The organism is Aeromonas veronii bv. veronii, assembly GCF_000820225.1.
GTDB classification, from domain to species: Bacteria; Pseudomonadota; Gammaproteobacteria; order Enterobacterales; family Aeromonadaceae; genus Aeromonas; species Aeromonas veronii.
In genome coordinates, this window is record NZ_CDDK01000048.1 from 19745 (window position 1) to 40710 (window position 20966).

The window sequence follows — 20966 nt, forward strand, 5'->3', positions numbered from 1 at the left end:
AAAAAACCGGCCAATTGGCCGGTTTCTGTTTTTATGCGCTGGCGCTCTCTCTATTAACCCAGACGAACCCGGGCGTTGCGGAACATCCGCATCCAGGCGCCGTCCTCGCCCCAGTTGTCAGGGTGCCAGGAGTTGGCCACGGTGCGGAACACCCGCTCCGGGTGCGGCATCATGATGGTGGCGCGACCGTCGGTGGTAGTCACTGCGGTGATGCCGTCCGGCGAGCCGTTCGGGTTGGCCGGGTACTGCTCGGTCACGCTGCCGCGGTTGTCGACAAAGCGCAGCCCCACCAGCCCGCTGGTTTGCAGTGCGCTCAGGTGAGCGGCATCGCGCACCTCGACACGCCCTTCCCCGTGGGAAACGGCAATCGGCATCACCGAGCCTGCCATGCCGGCGAAGAAGGCCGACGGGGACTCCTGCACCTCAACCAGACTGAAGCGGGCCTCGAAGCGCTCGGAGCGGTTGCGCACAAAGCGCGGCCAGAGATCGGCACCCGGGATGAGGTCACGCAGGTTGGACATCATCTGGCAACCGTTGCAGACACCCAGAGAGAGGGTATCGCCACGCTCGAAGAAGCGCTGGAACTGCTCGCGGGCGTTGTCGTTGAACAGGATGGACTTGGCCCAGCCTTCCCCCGCCCCCAGCACGTCACCGTAGGAGAAGCCGCCACAGGCCACCAGGGTCTGGAACTCCTCCAGCTTGATGCGACCGGAGAGAATGTCGCTCATATGGACATCGACCGCCGCGAAACCGGCACGATCGAACGCCGCCGCCATCTCCACATGGGAGTTGACCCCCTGCTCGCGCAGCACCGCCAGACGGGGGGAGACCCCGCGGGCAATGTAAGGGGCTGCCACATCCTCGGACGGGTTGTAAGTCAGCTTGGCATGCAGACCCGGATCGGTGGCGTCCTGACGGGCGGCGTGCTCACTGTCGGCGCACGCCGGGTTGTCGCGCAGGCGCTGCATCTGCCAGCTGGTCTCGCCCCAGATGGTGCGAAGGGCAGTGCGGCTGGCGCGATAGACCTCCTGACCGCCCCGCTGCAAGGTGATGAGATCCCCTTCGCGCACGGTACCGAGCACATGGGAGCAGGCTGCCAGACCGTGACCGGCCAGCAGGGTCATCACCGCCTCTTTATCTTCACGACGCACCTGAATGACGGCGCCCAGCTCTTCGTTGAACAGCGCCGGCAGCAGCTCGCCGCCGATGCGATCGAGCTGGATGTCGAGGCCGCAGTGGCCGGCAAACGCCATTTCGGTCAGGGTGACGAACAGGCCACCGTCAGAGCGGTCGTGATAGGCGATCAGTTTGCGATCGGCTACCAGTGCCTGAATGGCGTTGAAGAAGCCCTTGAGCTGAACCGGATTGTCGAGATCCGGCGCCTTGTCACCCAGCTGGCGATAGACCTGCGCCAGCGCCGAGGCGCCGAGGCGCTGCTTGCCATTGCCAAGGTCGACGAGGATAAGGTCGGTTTCACCGAGATCGGTACGCAGTTGCGGAGTAACCGTGTTGCGCACATCCTCGACCCGGGCAAACGCCGAGATGAGCAGGGAGAGCGGCGAGGTGACGCTGTGCTCCTTGCCATCCTGCTGCCAGCGGGTCTTCATGGACATGGAGTCCTTGCCCACCGGAATGGTGATGCCCAAGGCCGGGCAGAGCTCCTCACCTACCGCTTTGACCGCCTCATAGAGACCGGCATCTTCACCCGGATGACCGGCAGCGGCCATCCAGTTGGCGGAGAGCTTGACCCGCTTCAGCGACCCGATGTGGGCCGGCGCCAGGTTGGTGAGCGCTTCCGCCACCGCCATGCGAGCGGAGGCGGCGTGGGAGAGCAGCGCCACCGGGGTACGCTCGCCCATGGACATGGCTTCGCCGTGATAGCTGTCGTAGGTGGCCGCGGTGACGGCGCAATCGGCCACCGGGATCTGCCAGGGGCCAACCATCTGATCGCGATTGACCAAGCCAGTCACGCTGCGATCGCCGATGGTGATAAGGAAGGACTTCTCCGCCACGGTCGGCAGACGCAGAACCCGCTCGGCCGCGTCACTCAAAGTGATGCCATCGAGCTGGAGCGCTTTGCCCTGTGCTGGCAGAGTCACCACGTCGCGGTGCATCTTGGGCGCCTTGCCGAGCAGCACATCCAGCGGCAGATCGATGGGCTGATTGTCAAAGTGGCTGTCAGAGAGGGTCAGATGCTTCTCTTCGGTCGCGGTACCGATGACGGCATAGGGGGCGCGCTCACGCTCGCACAGCGCCTTGAACAGCGGCAACTTGTCCTGCGCTACCGCCAGCACGTAACGCTCCTGGGATTCGTTGCACCAGATCTCCAGCGGACTCATGCCCGGCTCGTCGCTCTGGATGGCGCGCAAATCGAAACGACCGCCGCGCTCACCGTCGTTGGCCAGCTCCGGCATGGCGTTGGAGAGACCGCCCGCCCCCACATCGTGGATAAAGACGATAGGGTTGTCGTCACCCAGCTGCCAGCAGCGATCGATCACCTCCTGGCAACGGCGCTCCATCTCGGGGTTGTCACGCTGCACCGAGGCAAAGTCGAGATCTTCGGCTGACTGGCCAGAGGCCATGGAGGATGCAGCACCGCCACCCAGACCGATGTTCATGGCAGGGCCGCCCAGCACGATCAGCGCCGCACCGACCGGGATATCCCCTTTCTGGACATGTTCGGTGCGGATGTTGCCGATGCCGCCTGCCAGCATGATGGGTTTGTGGTAGCCACGCACCTCGACGCCGTTGTGGCTCGGCACCTCCTCTTCGAAGGTACGGAAATAGCCGAGAATGGCCGGACGGCCGAACTCGTTGTTAAACGCGGCGCCGCCGAGCGGCCCCTCCTGCATGATGTCGAAGGCACTGACGATACGGCTCGGCTTGCCGAAATCCTGCTCCCAGGGCTGCTCGAAGCCGGGAATGCGCAGGTTGGAGACGGAGAAACCGACCAGACCCGCCTTGGGCTTGGCACCGCGACCGGTTGCCCCCTCGTCGCGGATCTCGCCGCCGGAGCCGGTGGCTGCGCCCGGGAACGGGGAGATGGCGGTCGGGTGGTTGTGGGTCTCCACCTTCATCAGGATGTCGACCTGTTCCTGGTGATACTGGTATTCGCCGTTGGCCGGGCTCGGGAAGAAGCGGCCACCCTGGCTCCCTTCCATCACGGCGGCGTTGTCTTTATAGGCAGAGAGGACATGATCCGGCGTCTGCTCGAAGGTGTTCTTGATCATCTTGAACAGCGACTTGGGCTGCTGTTCGCCATCGATGGTCCAGTCGGCATTGAAGATCTTGTGACGGCAGTGTTCGGAGTTCGCCTGGGCGAACATGTAGAGCTCGATGTCGTTGGGGTTGCGACCCAACTTGGTGAAGTTCTCCACCAGATAGTCGATTTCGTCGTCGGCCAGCGCCAGACCCAGCGCCACGTTGGCCTCGGCCAGGGCTGCGCGACCACCGCCCAGCACATCCACCTGGGTGAAGGGGCGCGGCTCGTGGTGAGCAAACAGGGCGGCAGCTTCGCTCATCTCGGCAAACACCACTTCCATCATCCGATCATGGAGCACGGCGGCAATGGCGCTGCGCTGGGCGGCACTCAGCTCACCCTGCCCCTTGATGGTCAGGTAATAGGCAATACCACGCTCCAGCCGCTTGACCTGTTTCAGGCCGCAGTTGTGGGCGATGTCGGTTGCTTTGGAAGACCAGGGGGAGATAGTGCCGGGGCGGGGGGTAACAAGAAACAGCTGACCGCTGGGGGTGTGTTCGGGGATGGTCGGGCCGTAGCGCAAGAGCTGGCCCAAGGTCGCTCGCTCGGGGGGAGAGAGGGGGCTTGTCAGCTCGGCAAAGTGCACATACTCGGCATAGACATCCTCTATCTCTACTCCGCTCTCTACTCCACTCTCGTTTCTCATCTGTGCGAAGCGTTGCAGCAGTTTTTGGACACGAAAATCAGACAGTGCTGGGGCACCACGCAAGATATCCATATGACCTTTCTCACCAAGTTTTAAAGTGGGGGGGAATTGAGACGCGCGTATTATAGGGATCTGGCTCACAGCGGACAAACGTTTTTCTCACTTCGTGCAGTGTGACTCTGCGCACACTCTCTGGTATAAAGGTGCCTCTTTTTTGACAAATGCCGATTTTTTCAACAAAGGTACTCACCTACTTGCGCTGCATTTTTCGACTGTTTATCGGGCTGTTGTTGACGCTGACACTGGTTGGCTGCGACTTCTATAGCCCCTCCAGCCAGCTGGAGCAGATCCGCCAGCGAGGCGAGATCCGGGTTGGCACCATCTATGGTCCCACCTCCTATTACCAGCGTGACGACCTCGCCCAGGGGTTCGATTACGAGCTGGCGCAAAATTATGCCGACTGGTTGGGGGTGAAACTCACCATCATCCCGGTCGACACTACTGACCAACTGGTCACCCTGCTGAAAAAGGGCAAACTCGATCTGGCGGCTGCCGCCATCATGGTCACCCCCGAACGGCGTGAGTTGTTTCGCTTCGGCCCGGGCTTCTATCAGGTCTCTCCCAAACTGGTCTACCGCAACGGCAAACCCAAGCCGGCCTCATTGAACGATATCAAGGGCAAGCTGGTGGTGGCCGCCGGCTCCACCGGGGAAGATCTGCTCAAAGAGATGAGCAAAGAGAATCCGAAACTAGCCTGGAGCACCAGCGACAACGCCGATGTGGAGGAGCTGCTCAAACAGGTGGTGGATGGCAAGATTGACTACACGGTGGTGCAGGATACCGTGCTGGCCCGTACCCAGCGCTACTACCCGGAGCTCACCGAGGGGCTGACCCTGGCCCAGAAGCAGACCGTTGCCTGGGCCATGAGCAAGCTGCCCGATGACAGCCTCTATGCCAGCGTGATCGACTTCTTCGGTCAGCGCTTTATGGATGGTGCCATCGCCAAGCTCGACGAGAAGTACTTCGGCCACGTGCAGAACTTCGACTTTGTCGATACACGCACCTTCCTCAAGCGCGCCAAGAGCCTGCTGCCCAAGTACCAGCCGCTGTTCCAGACTCACGCTAAGAATATCGACTGGCGTCTGCTCGCCGCCATTAGCTATCAGGAGTCCCACTGGGACCCGCAGGCCCGCTCCTACACCGGCGTGCGCGGCATGATGATGCTGACCGAGCCCACTGCCAAGGCGATGGGAGTCAACGACCGGCTTCATCCGGAAGAGAGCATCAAGGGTGGCTCCCTCTATCTGCAACAGATGATGGAGAAGGTGCCGGATTCTGTGCCCGATGACGAGAAGGTGTGGTTTGCCCTCACCGCCTACAACATCGGTTACGGCCACATGATGGATGCCCGCCGTCTGACCAAAGAGCTTGGCAAGAACCCCGACGCCTGGAGCGACGTGAAAGAGGTGCTGCCGCTGCTGCAACAGGCGCGCTGGCACCGCAAGGTACGTTACGGCTATGCCCGTGGCAGCGAGGCGCGTAACTATGTCAACAACGTGCGCCAGTATTACCAGAGTCTGCTCTGGCTCGACAACGAGCAACAGAAGGCACATCAGCGGGAGAGTCTCGACAACGACAGCGAGCCCGAGCTGGCCGAGCGCCCCACCGCCATCGCCGAAGTGGTCAATCAGATCACCATGCGCTAACCAGCCATTATTCGGCTGTTTTCACGCAAACTTCTCTGTTACCATCGATTCACATCGGAGCCTATCCGAAATCGCATTGTTTTCATTATGTTGAGAGATTAAATAACAGCAATTTCGGATGGGCTCCATCAATGACCCAAGGCCGGGATGGCCAACTGAGTTGGGAGGAGACCAAGATGCAAAAACGTAGAAAAATCAGTCTGGTCAGAAAAGCGAAGTGCAGCTGGAGCCCCAGACGCAAACTCAAGCTTAATGACATCAAGCGCAATCTGTGGCGCAGAAATCGATCCTATACCCTGCTTATTGCAGAGCACACAGCATAAACCCGGCATTCGCCGGGTTTTTTATCTTCTTTCTCACCTGAATACTGTCTTACACCAGCGCCGCCTTGAACTGTACCGACCGCTTGGAGATCAGCGAGTTGCAGTGGTTGCAGAAGTAATCCACTGCGCCGCACGCCTTGAGACGCTCCAGCTCCTGCTGGCAGGTGGGGCAGATGGCAGTAACCCGAACAGGGGCCTGGCACTGGCCACAGGTTTGCTCCTTGCTGCGGGTATCCAGTTCAGCCTGGCATGACGGGCAAAGCAGGGCTTCCATAATCAACTCCTCGAAAAGTGGATCTGCCATGGTCTTGTTCCATGGCAGATCCCCCTCCCCTTATTCCTCACCTTAACATGGCGAGGATAACAAAGCGGCTGCCGGTGAGGGCAGCCGCAAGGGCTTATTTCTTATTTCTTCTTCATTTTCAGCAGGCGTTTGCGCTGACGTTCCTGACTCAGGGTCATGGTGTTCTTCTTCCCTTCAAACGGGTTGACCGACTCCTGGAACTCGACCCGGATCGGCGAGCCCATGATCTTGAGGGACTTGCGGAAGTAGTTGATCAAATACCGCTTGTAGGAGTCCGGCAAGTCGTTCAACTGGTTGCCGTGGATCACGATGCGCGGCGGGTTGTAGCCACCGGCGTGGGCATACTTGAGCTTGACGCGGCGACCATTGACCATCGGCGGCTGGTGATCTTCCTGCGCCATCTGCATGATGCGGGTCAGCATGGCCGTGCTGGTACGACGGGTGGCGGACTGGTAAGCCTCCTGAATGGATTCAAACAGATGGCCGACACCGCTGCCGTGCAGGGCGGAGATGAAGTGAACGCGGGCGAAGTCGATGAAGCCCAAGCGACGATCCAGCTCGTTCTTCACATCCTCTTTCACCTTCTGATCCAGACCATCCCACTTGTTCACCACCAGCACCACGGAGCGACCGGCGTGGAGCACATAGCCAAGGATGCTCAAGTCCTGATCGGTGATGGTCTCCTGGGCGTCGATCACCAGCAGGCAAACGTTGGCATCTTCGATAGCTTTCAGGGTCTTGATAACGGAGAACTTCTCCACCGTCTCGTGCACCTTGCCACGACGACGCACACCGGCGGTATCGATGACCACATACTTCTGCTCGTCACGCTCCATCGGAATGTAAACGGAGTCACGGGTGGTGCCGGGCATGTCATAGACGATGACCCGATCTTCACCCAGCATACGGTTGGTCAGGGTAGATTTACCGACGTTGGGACGACCAACGATGGCGAACTTGATAGGCAGGTCGGCGAACGGGGTCTCCTTGGTGTCCTCTTTGGTATCGAGTTCACCGGCAGCCACCATGCGCAGCAGGGCTTCTTCGTCGAAGTCCTCCTCTTCCTCATCCTGCGCATCTTCATCGGTAGCGGAGTCGACCAGGGTCTCCAGATGGGGAGCCAGGGCCAGTTCCAGCAGGCTCAGCACGCCACGACCGTGGGCGGCCGCGATCTGGTAGACCTCGCCCAGCGCCAGACCGTAGAACTCGGAGACCGCGGAATCACCGTCGATACCGTCGGTCTTGTTGGCCACCAGAAATACCTTCTTGTGGGCCTTGCGCAGGTGCTCGGCAATGGCTTGATCCGCCGCGGTCAGACCGGCACGGGCATCCACCATGAACAGCACGACGTCCGCTTCTTCGATGGCCAGCAGGGATTGCTCGGCCATCTTCAGCTCGATCCCCTCTTCGGTGCCATCGATACCGCCGGTATCGACCACGATAAATTCCAGCTCGCCCAACTTCGCCTGACCGTATTTACGGTCCCGGGTCAGACCGGGAAAATCGGCAACCAGGGCATCCCGAGTACGGGTCAAGCGGTTAAACAGGGTGGATTTCCCCACGTTGGGGCGGCCCACCAGGGCTACTACAGGAGTCATAAAAGCCTCATTCTCAAGACGACAAAGGCTCCGGGTCCGAAGACCAGGAGCCGGATATTCACATTATCGGACGATCAAGGACGCTTGAGGGCGTACAACTTGCCGTCACGGCTCTGCACATACAGGGTCTCGCCATCCACCAGCGGGGCGGCATAGAGACCACTGCTATCGAGCTGCTGCATCGCCTTGATGGTACCGTCGGTACGATCAAGCCAATACAGGTATCCTTCCACATCACCCACCACCACATAGTCACCGAAGATGACTGGTGCAGTGACAGTACGATTTTCCAGCTGGGTGTTGGACCACAGCTCCAGACCGTTGCGACGGTCGATGGCAAACAGATGGCTGCGGCTGTCGGTCAGCACGATGGCATTACCGGTCATCGCCAGATCGCGATAGCCGGAATACTTGCGCTTCCACACTTCATCGCCGGTCATCAGCTTGCGCGCCATCAGCTGACCGTTGTAGGCGATGGCGTAGAGCTCATCACCGGCAATCAGCGGGCTGGCATCGACGTCAACCATGCGGTCCAGCTCGGTGGCACCGCGCGGATCAGCCACCTTGGACTGGCGCACCGGCTGGCCGTTGCTCAGCAGGGCGATGCCCACCTTGCCATCGGCACGACCGTAAATCACGGCGCCGTTGGTGATCACCGGTGCACCGGCACTGCGCAGGGTCAGCGGCGGCTGCTCTTCGGAGAGCGACCACTGCATCTTGCCTTCATCAGTGTCGAGGGCGATCAGGCGACCGGAGGTGGTCAACACCACCACGCGGCCATCTTCCACCGCGGGGCTTGCCACCACTTCACCGGGCACATTGGTCTGCCACAGCACTTCGCCATTCTCTTCGTTCAGGGCGTAGACCACCCCGTTCTCGGAGCCGAGGAACAGCTTGCCATAACGGGAAACCAGGCCGCCGGAGAGACGAGCGCTGCGCTTGTCGGCGTTGACCGGCAAGTCGGCCAGATCGACAGTCCAGAGGCGATCGCCACTGGCACGGTCAAAAGCGCTGACATCGCCGTCACGGGCCGCCGCATAGATACGATCCTCTTCCACCACCGGCTTGAGCTGGGAGTAGAAGTCACCGATGCCATCACCCACAGTAGATGACCATGCGGTGTCGGCAGTGAAGGCTGATTCAACCTTGGGCAGCGGCGCCATCGGGTTGAGATCCTCTTCGGAACTGAACAGGGAGCAACCCTGCAGAGCGAAGGAGACCGCAGCCCCCAGCGCCACCATCTTGAATAGATTACGCATCCGGTGCCTCACCAGTCGCAACGGCCGGCAGGGCCAGATCGTCCATTTTCAGCTTGAGCTCGGCGCTACCCTGCAGGCCGCCGGCATCCGCCGCCGCCTGATAGGCATCACGAGCCTCTTCGGTCTTGCCCTGCTTTTGCAGCACATCACCACGGGCTTCGGCTACCTGCGCCTTGAAGGCCTCATTCTGGATGGTCGCCAGCTTGGCCAGCGCTTCATCTGCCTTGCCCTGATCATTCAGCACACGGGCCAGACGCAGCGCCGCGATGGGACGAATGCTCTCGTCACCCGTGGTCGCCACCAGATTCAGCTGCTCGGCAGCCAGATCCAGCTTGCCCGCCTTGACGGCAGCGGCAGCCAGTTGCAACGCGGCCAGTTCACCGTAGGAGTCACCCTTGTTGGCGGTGACAAACTGCTGTGCCTGCTCGAAACCGGCGGCATCGCCCTTGGCCAGCTGCTCAATCACCTGGTTGTAAGAGTGGGAGGAGGCCTCCATGGTCTCTTGCTGGTGCTGGTTGTAATAGCGCCAGCCGAACAGACCGACCAGACCGATCACGGTCCCGGCAATCACCGAGGTTCCGTTCTCTTTCCACCACTCCTTGATAACCTCAACCTGTTGTTCTTCGGTGGTATAGACTTCCACAGCTTACTCTCCTTTGGCTGCCAGCAGGGCAATGGCGGCGTCAACCTTGACGGTCTGTTGCTCGGCCTGACCACGCAGATATTTGATAGTGATCTCCCCGTTTTGCACCTCGGTCTCACCAAGGATCAGGGCGATTGCCGCGCCGCTCTTGTCGGCACGTTTGAGTTGTTTCTTGAAGTTGCCACCACCGCAGTGGCTCATCAGGCGCAGGTCAGGCAGGGCATCGCGCAGACGCTCGGCCAGCTGGAAGCCAGCCTGTTCGGTCCCCTCGCCCACCATCGCCAGATAAACATCTACTGCCGGGCGGATATCGGCGTTGAGCTCGAGAGTCTCCAGCATCAGCACCAGACGCTCCATGCCCATGGCAAAGCCCACGGCCGGGGTCGGTTGACCGCCCAACTGCTCCACCAGACCATCGTAGCGACCACCGGCACAGACGGTGCCCTGGGCACCCAGACTGCTGGTGACCCACTCGAACACGGTCAGGTTGTAGTAGTCAAGACCACGCACCAGACGCTCGTTCACTTCGTATTTGATACCGGCAGACTCGAGCAGGCGCTTGAGCCCCTCGAAGTGGGCCAGGCTCTCTTCCCCCAGATGGTCGAACAGACGCGGGGCACCCGCCAAAATGGCCTGCACCTTTTCATCCTTGGAGTCGAGCACCCGCAGCGGGTTACTGTACATGCGGCGCTGGCTCTCTTCGTCCAGCTGCTCCTTGTACTGCTCCAGATAGGCCACCAGCGCATCGCGGTAAGCGGCACGCTCGGCGCTCTGACCCAAGGTGTTGAGCTGCAGGGTGACATGCTCGCTGATGCCAAACAGACGCCACAGACGGTGGGTCAGCATGATCAGCTCGGCGTCAATGTCCGGCCCGTTGATGCCAAACAGCTCGACACCGAACTGGTGGAACTGGCGATAACGGCCCTTCTGGGGACGCTCGTGACGGAACATGGGGCCCATGTACCACATCCGGCGTTCCTGGTTGTAGAGCAGACCGTGTTCGATACCGGCACGGACGCAGCTGGCGGTCCCTTCCGGACGCAGGCTCAGGCTGTCGCCGTTGCGATCTTCAAAGGTGTACATCTCTTTTTCGACCACGTCGGTCACTTCACCGATGGCGCGCTTGAATAGATGAGTCTGCTCGACAATCGGCATGCGCACTTCGCTGTAGCCATAGCTGGCAACGACCTGGCGCAGGATCTGTTCAACCTTCTGCCATACCGGGCTCTGCTCCGGCAGGCAATCATTCATACCGCGAATAGCTTGGATCTGTTTTGCCACGTTGATACTCGAGAAAAAGAGGTAAAATTTGGCCGCATTATAGGGATTTTCCCCCCCAAGGTAAAATCAGGGAATCCGGATGCGGGATTTAAAATCAGTCACCTGGAAAAAGGGCCACCCAATGTGGCCCTGTTTCGCTCACTCCTTGTCCATCGGGATCCGGTTGGCGGGATCCAGCATGGCGGCGCGGGCGCGAATGCGGCGCTCCAGAGTTGGAATGAGATCCTTGTTGTCGAGCCGATCGACCCGCTGGCCCCCTTCATAGAAGGCACTCTTGTTGGCTGCACCCGCCAGACCAAGATCGGAGACCAGTGCTTCGCCCGGGCCATTCACCACACAGCCGATGATGGAAACATCCATCGGGGTGATGATGTCTTCGAGCCGCTCTTCCAGAGCATTGACGGTGGCGATCACATCGAACTCCTGCCGTGAGCAGGATGGGCAAGCGATAAAGTTGATGCCACGGGAGCGAATGCGCAGAGATTTGAGGATATCGAAACCGACCTTCACCTCCTCCACCGGATCCGCCGCCAGCGAGATACGCAGGGTATCGCCGATGCCGTCGGTAAGCAGCATGCCCAGACCAATGGCAGACTTCACCGCGCCGGCACGGAAACCGCCCGCTTCGGTGATGCCAAGGTGCAGCGGCTGCTCGATCTGCTTGGCCAGCAGGCGATAGGCACCTACAGCCAGGAACACATCGGAGGCCTTGACGCTCACCTTGAAGTCCTGGAAATCGAGACGATCGAGATAGTCCACGTGACGCATGGCGGACTCTACCAGCGCCTCTGGGGTCGGCTCGCCGTACTTCTCCTGGATATCTTTCTCCAGCGACCCGCCATTGACCCCGATACGGATCGGGATATTGAGGTCGCGCGCGCAATCGACCACCGAGCGCACCCGCTGCTCGTTGCCGATGTTGCCCGGATTGATGCGCAGGCAGTCAGCGCCATACTCGGCCACTTTCAGGGCGATGCGATAGTCGAAGTGGATATCGGCAACGATGGGGATGCGGGTCTGCAGTTTGATCAGCCGGAAGGCTTCCGCCGCTTCCATGGTGGGCACGGAGACACGGACGATATCGGCACCGACCCGCTCGATCCGCTGGATCTGCTCGATGGTGGCGGCGACATCTGTGGTCTTGGTGTTGGTCATGGTCTGCACGGTAATGGGGGCATCGCCCCCAACCGGTACATTACCAACCATGATCTGTCTGGATTTACGACGAATGATGGGAGATTCGTGAGAAGACATGGGAAACAGATTACTCCTGCGGCAGTGAGAAGCGGGCTGTACGACCGTTGTTGTAACGGCTCATATCAAACGACTGCCCCTTGTAATCAAGCTTGACGGCCATGGGCGCGCCAATGATGAACTTCAGGGGCTCGGCGCCTTCCAGCACCAGCTCGTCGTTGGCCTTCTTCAGACCACTGAACAGGGTCTTGCCGTTGGCATCCTTCACATCCAGCCAGCAATCGGCGGTGAAGCTCATCTTCAGTTGCGGCGCAGTCGCCGGATCAACGACAGCCTCTTCAGATTCGGTGCCATTGGCGCCGGATACCGCTGCATCGGTCGCAGTGCCGACAGCCGCGCTGACATCGCTCGGGGCAACAGCCGCAGAAGCAGGCGCCAGGGTAACCGTCGCATCGGAGACCACCGCAGGGGCAGCCACGTCCGTGGCGGCCGGTGCGATGGCAGCGCCTTCCACCGGAGCGGTGTTGATCGCATCGGGCGGCGTGATGGCAGGTTCAGCCGGAGTCGAACCGGTTGCACTCATCTCGGTGGCTGCCAGCGCTTCATCACCGGCGGAGCGACGGGAAGTACTCTGCCACCACCAGGCGACCGAGAGCGTAATCAACACCAGGATCACCAGCCAAGTCACCACCTTGAGCCGACTGTCGTTGGCTTGCTGGCGGGAGCGACGGGAGAAGCTCTGCATGTCGATATTGTCGGGAGGAGTCAGACCCAGCTTGTCGTAAGCGGCCAGAATGGTCTCGTCGGGGATCCCGACCAGCTTGGCATAGGTACGCAGATAGCCCCGAATAAAGGTATGGGAGGTGTGCTTGTCGTAGGTATCCGATTCGATAGCGGCGATCAGGGTCAGACGAAGGTGAATGCGGGACGCAACCTGTTCTCGTGTCCAGCCAAGCTGTTCACGGGCGTTGCGCAGCAATTGGCCTGGGCCTACTGCCTGGGAGTCGTCTTGGAAATCGTGTTGCTGTTCAATAGTCATTGGCTAAATAACGCTTGGCTTGTTGCGAAGTGGGATATTGCCTTACCAGCTCAGTCCCGAATTGGTGAAGTAATGCCGGCTTGTCCATCGCCTGTGCCAGCCGAAGTCTCAACCAGAGACTCTCATCGTTCTCGTCTGACACATCGGCAAAACGGGCGAGGTAGGACTGCACATCAGGCAGCTTGCCATCTTTCATGGAAAGCTCGGCCAAGTCCAGCAATAACCCTGGATTGCGGGGATTATACCCCAAGGCCAGGCGATAGTACTCGCCTGCTTTATCATTTCTGCGATTTTGCAGCGCACAAAGTGCCGCATTTTCATAGGTATCGGCAATTTTTACGTAGCCTGGCTGAATAACAGCCTGGTTGAACGCCTGATCTGCCTCGGCATACCTGCCGCGATCACAGAGGAAGGCACCATAGTTGTTCATTGCGTCAGCATTGGACGGATCCATGGCAAGGGCGTTCTTGTAATGGGTCTCGGCCGCCTTGAAATCCCCTACCTTCTGGTAAAAGTAGGCAAAACCGATCTGGATCTGGGGGTTGGAGGGGTCATACTGGAGGGCGCGGTCAAGATTGAACTTGGCCTGCTCGGCATTGCCCTGACGCAGGTACTGGATACCCAAGTCGAGGCGGGTTTGGGCAGCCGCCTTGAGGTCAGGACCCACTTCACGCTGGGTCGAGTTCTGGCCAGCGTAAGTGGTCTCGGTCACACAGCCTGGCAGCGCGCAGAGCGCTGCCACTACGATCAATGTACGTGTATCCATTCCCTGTCTATACAATGGCTTAGCATTTAAACCATTTTGACGGAAATCCCATCCTGTTGCATCCGATTTTTGATAGTTCGCTTGGTACGGTCAATCACGTCACCCACCAGCTGACCACAGGCGGCATCGATGTCATCACCACGGGTCTTGCGGACAATCACGGTGAAACCGTACTCCATCAGCACCTTGGAGAAGCGATCGATACGGCTGTTGCTCGGCTTGCCGTAAGGGTTGCCCGGGAAGGGGTTGAACGGGATCAGGTTGATCTTGCTCGGAGTGTCCTTGAGCACCTTGGCCAGCTCGTGAGCATGCTGCATATCGTCATTGATATGATCGAGCAGCACATACTCGACGGTCACCCGACCACCGTTGGCATTGGATTTGGCCAGGTAACGACGGACACCGGCGAGGAACTCCTCGATGTTGTACTTGTCGTTGATCGGCATGATCTCTGAACGCAACTTGTCGTTTGGCGCGTGCAGGGAGATAGCCAGCGCCACGTCGATCTGGTCACCCAGCTTGTCCAGCGCAGGTACCACGCCAGAGGTGGAGATGGTCACCCGGCGCTTGGAGATGCCAAAGCCGTAGTCATCCATCATCAGACGCATGGCGGGCACCACGTTGGCGAGGTTGAGCAGCGGCTCGCCCATCCCCATCATCACCACGTTGGTGATGGGACGCTTGCCACCGACCACGCGGGCCGCACGCCACACCTGACCGATGATCTCGGAGACTTTCAGATTGCGGTTGAAGCCTTGTTGGGCGGTAGAGCAAAACTTGCACTCCAGCGCACAGCCAACTTGAGAGGAAACGCAGAGGGTCGCGCGGTCATCTTCCGGGATGTAGACGGTCTCGACCTCCTGATCGCCCACCTGCAAGGCCCACTTGATGGTGCCATCGGCAGAGCGCTGCTCGCGGCTGATCTCGGGCGCCTTGATCTCGGCGATCGCCTTGAGGCGCTCTTTGAGCACCTTGTTGACGTTGGTCATCTGATCGAAATCATCACACCCAAAGTGATAGATCCACTTCATGACCTGATCTGCCCGGAATGGCTTCTCGCCCAGTTCGACGAAAAAGGCACGCATGGCATCCCGATCAAGATCCAGCAGGTTGATTTTTGTTTCGCTCATCAATGGCCTCAGTTCAAACACTTCATCAATTATTGGCTGACGACGTCAGGGGGCGGCATTGTACAAATAATGGGTCTGGCTTTCCACCTGGAGAATAGAGGGATATTGCGTAAACGGCGAAAACAACAAAGGGAGCCGAGGCTCCCTTGGGTCATCATCCACAAAAATCAGCCGCGCGGGCAGATCTCGTTGTCAGAGAAGAAGTAGGCAATTTCGCGGGCAGCGGATGCAGGAGCATCGGAGCCATGCACTGCGTTGCGATCGATGCTCTCGGCATAACAGGCACGCAAGGTACCAGCCAGCGCCTCTTTCGGGTTGGTAGCCCCCATGATCTCGCGATTGCGACGGATGGCGTCTTCCCCTTCCAGCACCTGCACCATGACAGGGCCAGAGGTCATGAAGCTGACCAGATTGTCATAAAAAGGCTTGCCCTGATGCTCGGCATAGAAACCGGCAGCCTGTTCACTGCTCATATGCAGCATTTTGGATGCCACCACTTTCAAGCCTGCGCTTTCGAAACGGCTATAGATGGCACCGATCAGGTTCTTGCTGACAGCATCCGGTTTGACGATAGAGAAGGTACGTTCGATGGCCATTGATATCTTTCCTTAACTACAGAGTTTTATTGTTAGAATCCATGTTCGCTGGCGATTATACGTAAACAAAAACCGGAAAAACACACAAACAAGCAACTTTTTATTAAACATCACTCCCTTGCAATCAACATCCACACTCATCTTGACCGAGCAGAGCCGGAAAATATGTGCGCTTGCGCACGATAGTTACCTTAAGCCGCCAAAACCCCATCTTTTGTTCGCAATTCGAACAGCATGAAAAAGGCACCCGAAGGTGCCTTGTCTCGCCTATTTGGCTTCCGCCAGCAAGGCCCGCGCTATGGTGCGCATCCCCAGGGTATTGGCTCCCGGCGCCCAGAGAGCATCGCCGTTGTCACTGAAGCAGGCGGCCAGATCGATATGCAGCCAGCCCATCCCTTCGTTGGCAACGAAACGGGAGAGGAAACCCGCCGCGTTGGAGGCGCCACCCGGCCCGCCCCCCTTCACCGGACGGCTGTTGGCCGTGTCGGCGTAATGGGAGGGGCACTGCTGGCGGTGCCAGGGCTCCAGCGGCAGCGGCCAGGCAGGCTCATGCTCGGCATCGGCATAGGTCATGGCCCGGCTTACCAACCCTTTGTCGAGGCCAAACAGGGCATTGTAGCGCCCACCCAGCGCCATCACGGCTGCGCCAGTCAGGGTCGCGGCATCGATGATCAGCGGTGCGCCGGACTCGCTCGCCAGTTGCAAGCCATCGGCCAGTACCAGCCGCCCCTCGGCATCGGTATTCACAATCTCGACCGTGGTACCATTCTTGTAGGTGAGGATGTCGCCCAGCTTGTAGGCGTGGCCGGAAACCAGGTTCTCGGCGCAGCAGAGGATCAGCTTCACCCGCTTGTCGAGCCCGCGCAGCATGGCCAGCGCCAGCGCACCGGTGACAATCGCCGCGCCCCCCATGTCGCACTTCATGGTGAGCATCCCCTCGGAGCTCTTCATGGAGTAGCCGCCGGAGTCAAAGGTGATCCCCTTGCCCACCAGCGCTGCCGCCACCGGCGCCTTGGGGTCACGCCCCGGGTTGAAGTCGAGCTCCAGCAATACCGGTTCGCGCGCACTGCCGCGGCCCACCTGATAGAGGCCGACCCAGCCCGCCTGTTGCAGCGCTTCGTCTTTCAAAATGCGATGACTCACCTTGTCCGGCGCCAGCTCGGTAATAAAGGAGGCCGCTTCCACCGCCAGCTCCAGCGGGCCCAACTGCTCCGGGGTGGCATTGGTCATCTCGCGCACCCAGCGGCCGCAGAGCCAACGCGCTTCCAGCTCCTCTCTGTCCTCTTCCGAGGACATGGCCCACTGCAGTTGCACCTCCGCCTTGGGGGTTTGCAGCCCTTGGGCAAAGGCCCACTGCTGTTCACGCTCCCAATGACCAGCCAGGGTCACTTTCTGGATCCCCTGCTGGCAGAGGCGACGGGCCGCTTGCTGGATATCGAGCAGCGGATTGGCCGTTACCAGATGGATCACCATGCCGTCGGCGCGGTGAGAGAGCAGCGCCCCCTCCCCCCACTCGGCCGGTGCAAATTCACGACTTAACCAGACATTCATGCGGTCACCTCCTGCAGCCAGCGGGCGATGGTACGCAGACCGTGCCCCTTGGCGCCGGTCGCCCAGAGATCGTTGCCCGATTTCTGATAAGAGGCTGCCAGATCCAGGTGCACCCAGCCCTTGCCCTCATCGCGCACGAAGCGGGAGAGAAACGCAGCAGCTGTGGTGGCACCGGCCGTGCCCTCTGCCGAGGCGACGTTGCCCAGATCGGCAAAGGCCGAGGTGAGCTGGCTGGCATGCCAGGGCTCCAGCGGCAGTGCCCACGCCTGCTCGTTTTCCACCTTGGCTGCGGCCAACGCACGCTGCTGTTCGGTCTCATCGAGGGCAAACACCGCATTATAGTCGCGCCCCAGCGCCATCTTGGCGGCGCCGGTCAGGGTGGCTGCGTCAAGGATATAAGCCGCACCGCTGTCGGAGGCCGCCATCAGGCCATCGGCCAGCACCAGACGACCTTCCGCATCGGTGTTCTGGATCTCGACCGAAACCCCATTCTTGTAAGTGAGGATGTCGCCCAGCTTGAAGGCGTGGCCGGAGACCAGGTTCTCGGCGCAGCAGAGAATGAGCTTCACCCGCTGGTTCAGACCGCGGCTGATAGCCAGCGCCAGCGCACCGGTCACCATGGCCGCGCCGCCCATATCGGACTTCATCGGCAGCATGTTGTCAGAGGACTTCATGGAGTAGCCGCCAGAATCAAAAGTGATCCCCTTGCCCACCAGCGCCGCCACCACGGGCGCATTGCGATCACCGGTCGGGTTGTAGTCGAGCTCCAGCAGCACAGGCTCGCGCTCGCTGCCACGGCCAACCGACCAGATCCCGATATGGCCGGACTCGCGCAGTGCTTCACCGGCGGTGATGCGGGCAGTAACCTGATCCCCGGCCAGACCACGAATGAGCAACAGGGCCGATTCCGCCAGACTCATGGGGTAGATCTCTTCCGGACAGCCATTGGTGATGTCACGTACCCAGCGAGCAGCCTTGAGCAGCGCATCCAGTTCACGGGCTTCCGCGTCGCTCTGCTGGCCAAAATCCAGTTCACGCGATCCCTTGGCGGCGTAGAACCCCTGGGCGAACGCGTAGCGACGCTCCAGATCCCACCCCTCACCGACCAGCGTCACCCGCTTGATCCCGCTCGATTCGAGGCGACGGGCGGCGCGCTGAACGGTGCGCAGAACATCCTTCTCCTGACCGGCGGCACCAAGATGGATCAGTGCCTCGTCGCCATTGAAACTGAGCTGGGCGCCCTCGCCCCAATAGGCGGCCGCTGCCTGGGTGGATAACGCTACCTTCATCATGTCAGCCATCGTGTTTGCTTCCTTTTTACTGGCACTATGTATAAGCACTCTTTATGGGAAAGAGCTTATTGGCAAAGAGAGAATAACGAATACAAAAAAGGCCGTGCCCACGAGGGTCACGGCCTTCCACCATATCACTGAAGCACCACAGGATGCTGCACGTGCAATTCACTCATGTGTAATTAATGGCGTTCAGAGGCAAGGTTCAGGGTGTACTTGGGCAGTTCCACCACCAGATCCTCGTCCGCCAGTTTTGCCTGGCAACTGAGACGAGATTCCGGCTCCAGCCCCCACGCCTTGTCCAGCATGTCGTCTTCCAGCTCGTCACTTGGCTCGAGCGAGTCAAAGCCCTCGCGCACCACGCAGTGGCAGGTAGTGCAGGCACAGGATTTCTCGCAGGCGTGCTCGATTTCGATACCGTTGCGCAGCGCCACATCCAGAATGGTCTCGCCGCTTTGCCCCTCGAGGGCGGCGCCATCCGGACAGAGTACGGGATGAGGAAGAATGATCAGTTTTGGCATATTACACCTTGTTGACGTTTTGTCCGGTCAGCACCTTGCGGATGGAGGCGTCCATCCGGCGGGCTGCAAACTCGCCACTGACAGCATCGGCTGCCTCAATGGCTTCTTTGATTTGATGGGTTGCGCCGCTGTTGCGCATAGTCAGCAGATGGGCGATGGCGGCATCAATCTCGGCACGCTCGGCAGCATTGAGCAGGGCATCGCCATCGGCGGCCAGCGCCGCATTGAGACTCTCGACCACCCGGTCGGCTTCAACCTGCTGCTCGGCCAGCATGCGGGCATCCATATCCTGCTGGGCGTTCTCGATGGAGGCACTCAGCATGTTGAGGATATCCTGCTCCGCCAGCCCGTAAGAGGGCTTGACCTGGATCTCGGCCTGCACGCCGGAAGATTTCTCCATGGCGCTGACCGAGAGCAGGCCATCCGCATCCACCTGGAAGGTGACGCGAATATGGGCGGCGCCGGCAGCCATCGGCGGAATACCGGTCAGGGTAAAGCGGGCCAGAGAGCGGCAATCGGCCACCAGCTCGCGCTCGCCCTGTACCACATGGATCGCCATGGCGGTCTGACCATCCTTGAAGGTGGTGAACTCCTGGGCGCGGGCAACCGGAATGGTAGTGTTGCGCGGGATCACCTTCTCGGCGAGGCCACCCATAGTCTCCAGACCCAGCGACAAGGGGATAACGTCCAGCAGCAGCATCTCGGCATCGGGCTTGTTGCCCACCAGAATATCGGCCTGGATGGCGGCGCCAATGGCGACCACCTTGTCCGGATCGATGCTGGTCAGCGGCGTACGCTGGAAGAACTCGCCCACCAGTTCACGCACCAGCGGCACCCGGGTGGAGCCACCGACCATCACCACTTCCAGCACTTCCACCTGCTCAAGGCCCGCATCGCGCAGGGCGCGGCGACAAGCCAGCAAGGTCCGTTTCACCAGCGGGGTGATGAGTTCATCAAACTGGCTACGGCTCACTGAACCCTGCCAGCCAGCAAAGGTGCACGCCACCTGCTCGGCATCGGTCAGGCCGTGTTTGACGGCAGCGGCCACATCCAGCAGCTCGCGCTGCAGATGGGCATCCAGCTCGCCGGAGAGGCCCGCTTGCTCCTTGATCCAATCCGCCAGCAGGTGATCAAAATCATCACCGCCGAGGGCGGAATCGCCGCCGGTCGCCATCACTTCAAACACACCGCGGTGCAGACGCAGGATGGAGATATCGAAGGTGCCGCCCCCCAGATCGTAAACCGCAATCACCCCTTCCTGACCGGAGTCAAGGCCATAGGCAATCGCGGCCGCAGTCGGCTCGTTGAGCAGGCGCAGCACGTGCAGACCAGCCAGACGGGCGGCATCCTTGGTGCCCTGACGCTGGGCATCATCGAAATAGGCCGGCACGGTAATGACCACGCCATCGAGATCGCCCCCGAGAGTCTGGGCGCCACGCTCGGCCAGCTTTTTGAGTATTTCGGCCGATACCTGCACCGGATTGACCAGCCCCTGACGGGTTTGTAGTTGCGGCATGCCATTGTCGGCGGCAACAAACTGGTAAGGCTGCTGGCGGGTATCGATATCGGCCAGCGCCTTGCCCATCATCCGTTTGACCGAGACGATGGTGTTGTGAGGATCGAGTGCCGCTTCGCGCTTGGCATCAATTCCGACTCGAATGGCGTCGCTTTGATAGTGCACCACTGACGGGAGCAGGTCGCGCCCTTGCTCATCGCAAAGGGTATCGGCGTGACCGCTGCGAACCGCAGCGACGAGAGAGTTGGTGGTGCCGAGATCGATGCCGACGGCACGTTTGTGCTGATGAGGAACAGCGCTCTGGCCGGGTTCGGCGATTTGCAGTAATGCCATGGGTAATGA

16 protein-coding genes are annotated in these 20966 nt (G+C 60.1%); 1 reads left to right on the forward strand and 15 read right to left on the reverse strand.

Annotated elements, in window-relative coordinates; all coding sequences use genetic code 11:
• Nucleotides 1-53: 53 nt before the first annotated feature.
• On the reverse strand, nucleotides 54-3977 hold the full coding sequence (purL, locus tag BN1139_RS19870) for a phosphoribosylformylglycinamidine synthase (protein WP_005351065.1): 3924 nt from the start codon (nucleotides 3975-3977) through the stop codon (nucleotides 54-56).
• A 149-nt stretch (nucleotides 3978-4126) separates the two neighbouring features.
• On the opposite strand from purL, the gene mltF reads away from it, so the two are divergent.
• Nucleotides 4127-5611: a membrane-bound lytic murein transglycosylase MltF gene (gene mltF / locus BN1139_RS19875; RefSeq protein WP_005344877.1), complete on the forward strand. Its 1485-nt coding sequence runs from the start codon at nucleotides 4127-4129 to the stop codon at nucleotides 5609-5611.
• Nucleotides 5612-5983: 372 nt separating this feature from the next.
• On the opposite strand, the gene BN1139_RS19880 is transcribed toward mltF, so the two are convergent.
• The 14 genes from BN1139_RS19880 to hscA form a co-directional block, all read right to left on the reverse strand.
• Entirely contained in the window at nucleotides 5984-6208 is a 225-nt protein-coding gene (locus BN1139_RS19880; RefSeq protein ID WP_005333789.1) for a zinc ribbon domain-containing protein, read from the reverse strand.
• Between the two features lie 131 nt (nucleotides 6209-6339).
• Nucleotides 6340-7836, reverse strand: coding sequence for a ribosome biogenesis GTPase Der (der, locus tag BN1139_RS19885; protein ID WP_005333794.1), 1497 nt, complete (start codon nucleotides 7834-7836; stop codon nucleotides 6340-6342).
• A 74-nt stretch (nucleotides 7837-7910) separates the two neighbouring features.
• Nucleotides 7911-9095: an outer membrane protein assembly factor BamB gene (gene bamB / locus BN1139_RS19890; RefSeq protein WP_005333796.1), complete on the reverse strand. Its 1185-nt coding sequence runs from the start codon at nucleotides 9093-9095 to the stop codon at nucleotides 7911-7913.
• Nucleotides 9088-9738: a YfgM family protein gene (locus tag BN1139_RS19895; protein ID WP_005351053.1), complete on the reverse strand. Its 651-nt coding sequence runs from the start codon at nucleotides 9736-9738 to the stop codon at nucleotides 9088-9090. Before BN1139_RS19895 ends, bamB begins: the two co-directional genes overlap by 8 nt.
• A 3-nt stretch (nucleotides 9739-9741) precedes the next feature.
• Nucleotides 9742-11019: a histidine--tRNA ligase gene (gene hisS / locus BN1139_RS19900; protein ID WP_005351051.1), complete on the reverse strand. Its 1278-nt coding sequence runs from the start codon at nucleotides 11017-11019 to the stop codon at nucleotides 9742-9744.
• A 138-nt stretch (nucleotides 11020-11157) separates the two neighbouring features.
• The gene (gene ispG / locus BN1139_RS19905; RefSeq protein ID WP_005351050.1) at nucleotides 11158-12273 is read right to left on the reverse strand and encodes a flavodoxin-dependent (E)-4-hydroxy-3-methylbut-2-enyl-diphosphate synthase; all 1116 of its coding nucleotides are present in this window, start codon (nucleotides 12271-12273) and stop codon (nucleotides 11158-11160) included.
• Nucleotides 12274-12283: 10 nt separating this feature from the next.
• Entirely contained in the window at nucleotides 12284-13252 is a 969-nt protein-coding gene (gene rodZ / locus BN1139_RS19910) for a cytoskeleton protein RodZ (protein WP_005351048.1), read from the reverse strand.
• Nucleotides 13242-14033, reverse strand: a complete 792-nt coding sequence (gene tapF / locus BN1139_RS19915) for a PilW family type IVa pilus biogenesis/stability lipoprotein TapF (RefSeq protein ID WP_085942042.1) — start codon at nucleotides 14031-14033, stop codon at nucleotides 13242-13244. Before tapF ends, rodZ begins: the two co-directional genes overlap by 11 nt.
• 11 nt (nucleotides 14034-14044) lie before the next feature.
• Complete coding sequence (gene rlmN / locus BN1139_RS19920; protein WP_005344856.1) at nucleotides 14045-15148, reverse strand: dual-specificity RNA methyltransferase RlmN; 1104 nt, start codon at nucleotides 15146-15148, stop codon at nucleotides 14045-14047.
• 167 nt (nucleotides 15149-15315) lie between these two features.
• Nucleotides 15316-15744, reverse strand: coding sequence for a nucleoside-diphosphate kinase (gene ndk / locus BN1139_RS19925; RefSeq protein WP_005333805.1), 429 nt, complete (start codon nucleotides 15742-15744; stop codon nucleotides 15316-15318).
• A gap of 267 nt (nucleotides 15745-16011) precedes the next feature.
• Nucleotides 16012-17295, reverse strand: a complete 1284-nt coding sequence (pepB, locus tag BN1139_RS19930; protein ID WP_005351035.1) for an aminopeptidase PepB — start codon at nucleotides 17293-17295, stop codon at nucleotides 16012-16014.
• Nucleotides 17292-18596 carry an aminopeptidase PepB gene (gene pepB / locus BN1139_RS19935; protein WP_005351034.1) on the reverse strand — a complete coding sequence of 435 codons (1305 nt, stop codon included), beginning with the start codon at nucleotides 18594-18596 and terminating at the stop codon, nucleotides 17292-17294. The genes pepB (BN1139_RS19930) and pepB (BN1139_RS19935) overlap by 4 nt, the downstream gene beginning before the upstream one ends.
• 173 nt (nucleotides 18597-18769) lie before the next feature.
• Nucleotides 18770-19108, reverse strand: coding sequence for an ISC system 2Fe-2S type ferredoxin (gene fdx, locus BN1139_RS19940; protein WP_005333808.1), 339 nt, complete (start codon nucleotides 19106-19108; stop codon nucleotides 18770-18772).
• 1 nt (nucleotide 19109) lies between these two features.
• Nucleotides 19110-20957, reverse strand: a complete 1848-nt coding sequence (hscA, locus tag BN1139_RS19945) for a Fe-S protein assembly chaperone HscA (RefSeq protein ID WP_005351033.1) — start codon at nucleotides 20955-20957, stop codon at nucleotides 19110-19112.
• Nucleotides 20958-20966 lie beyond the last annotated feature (9 nt).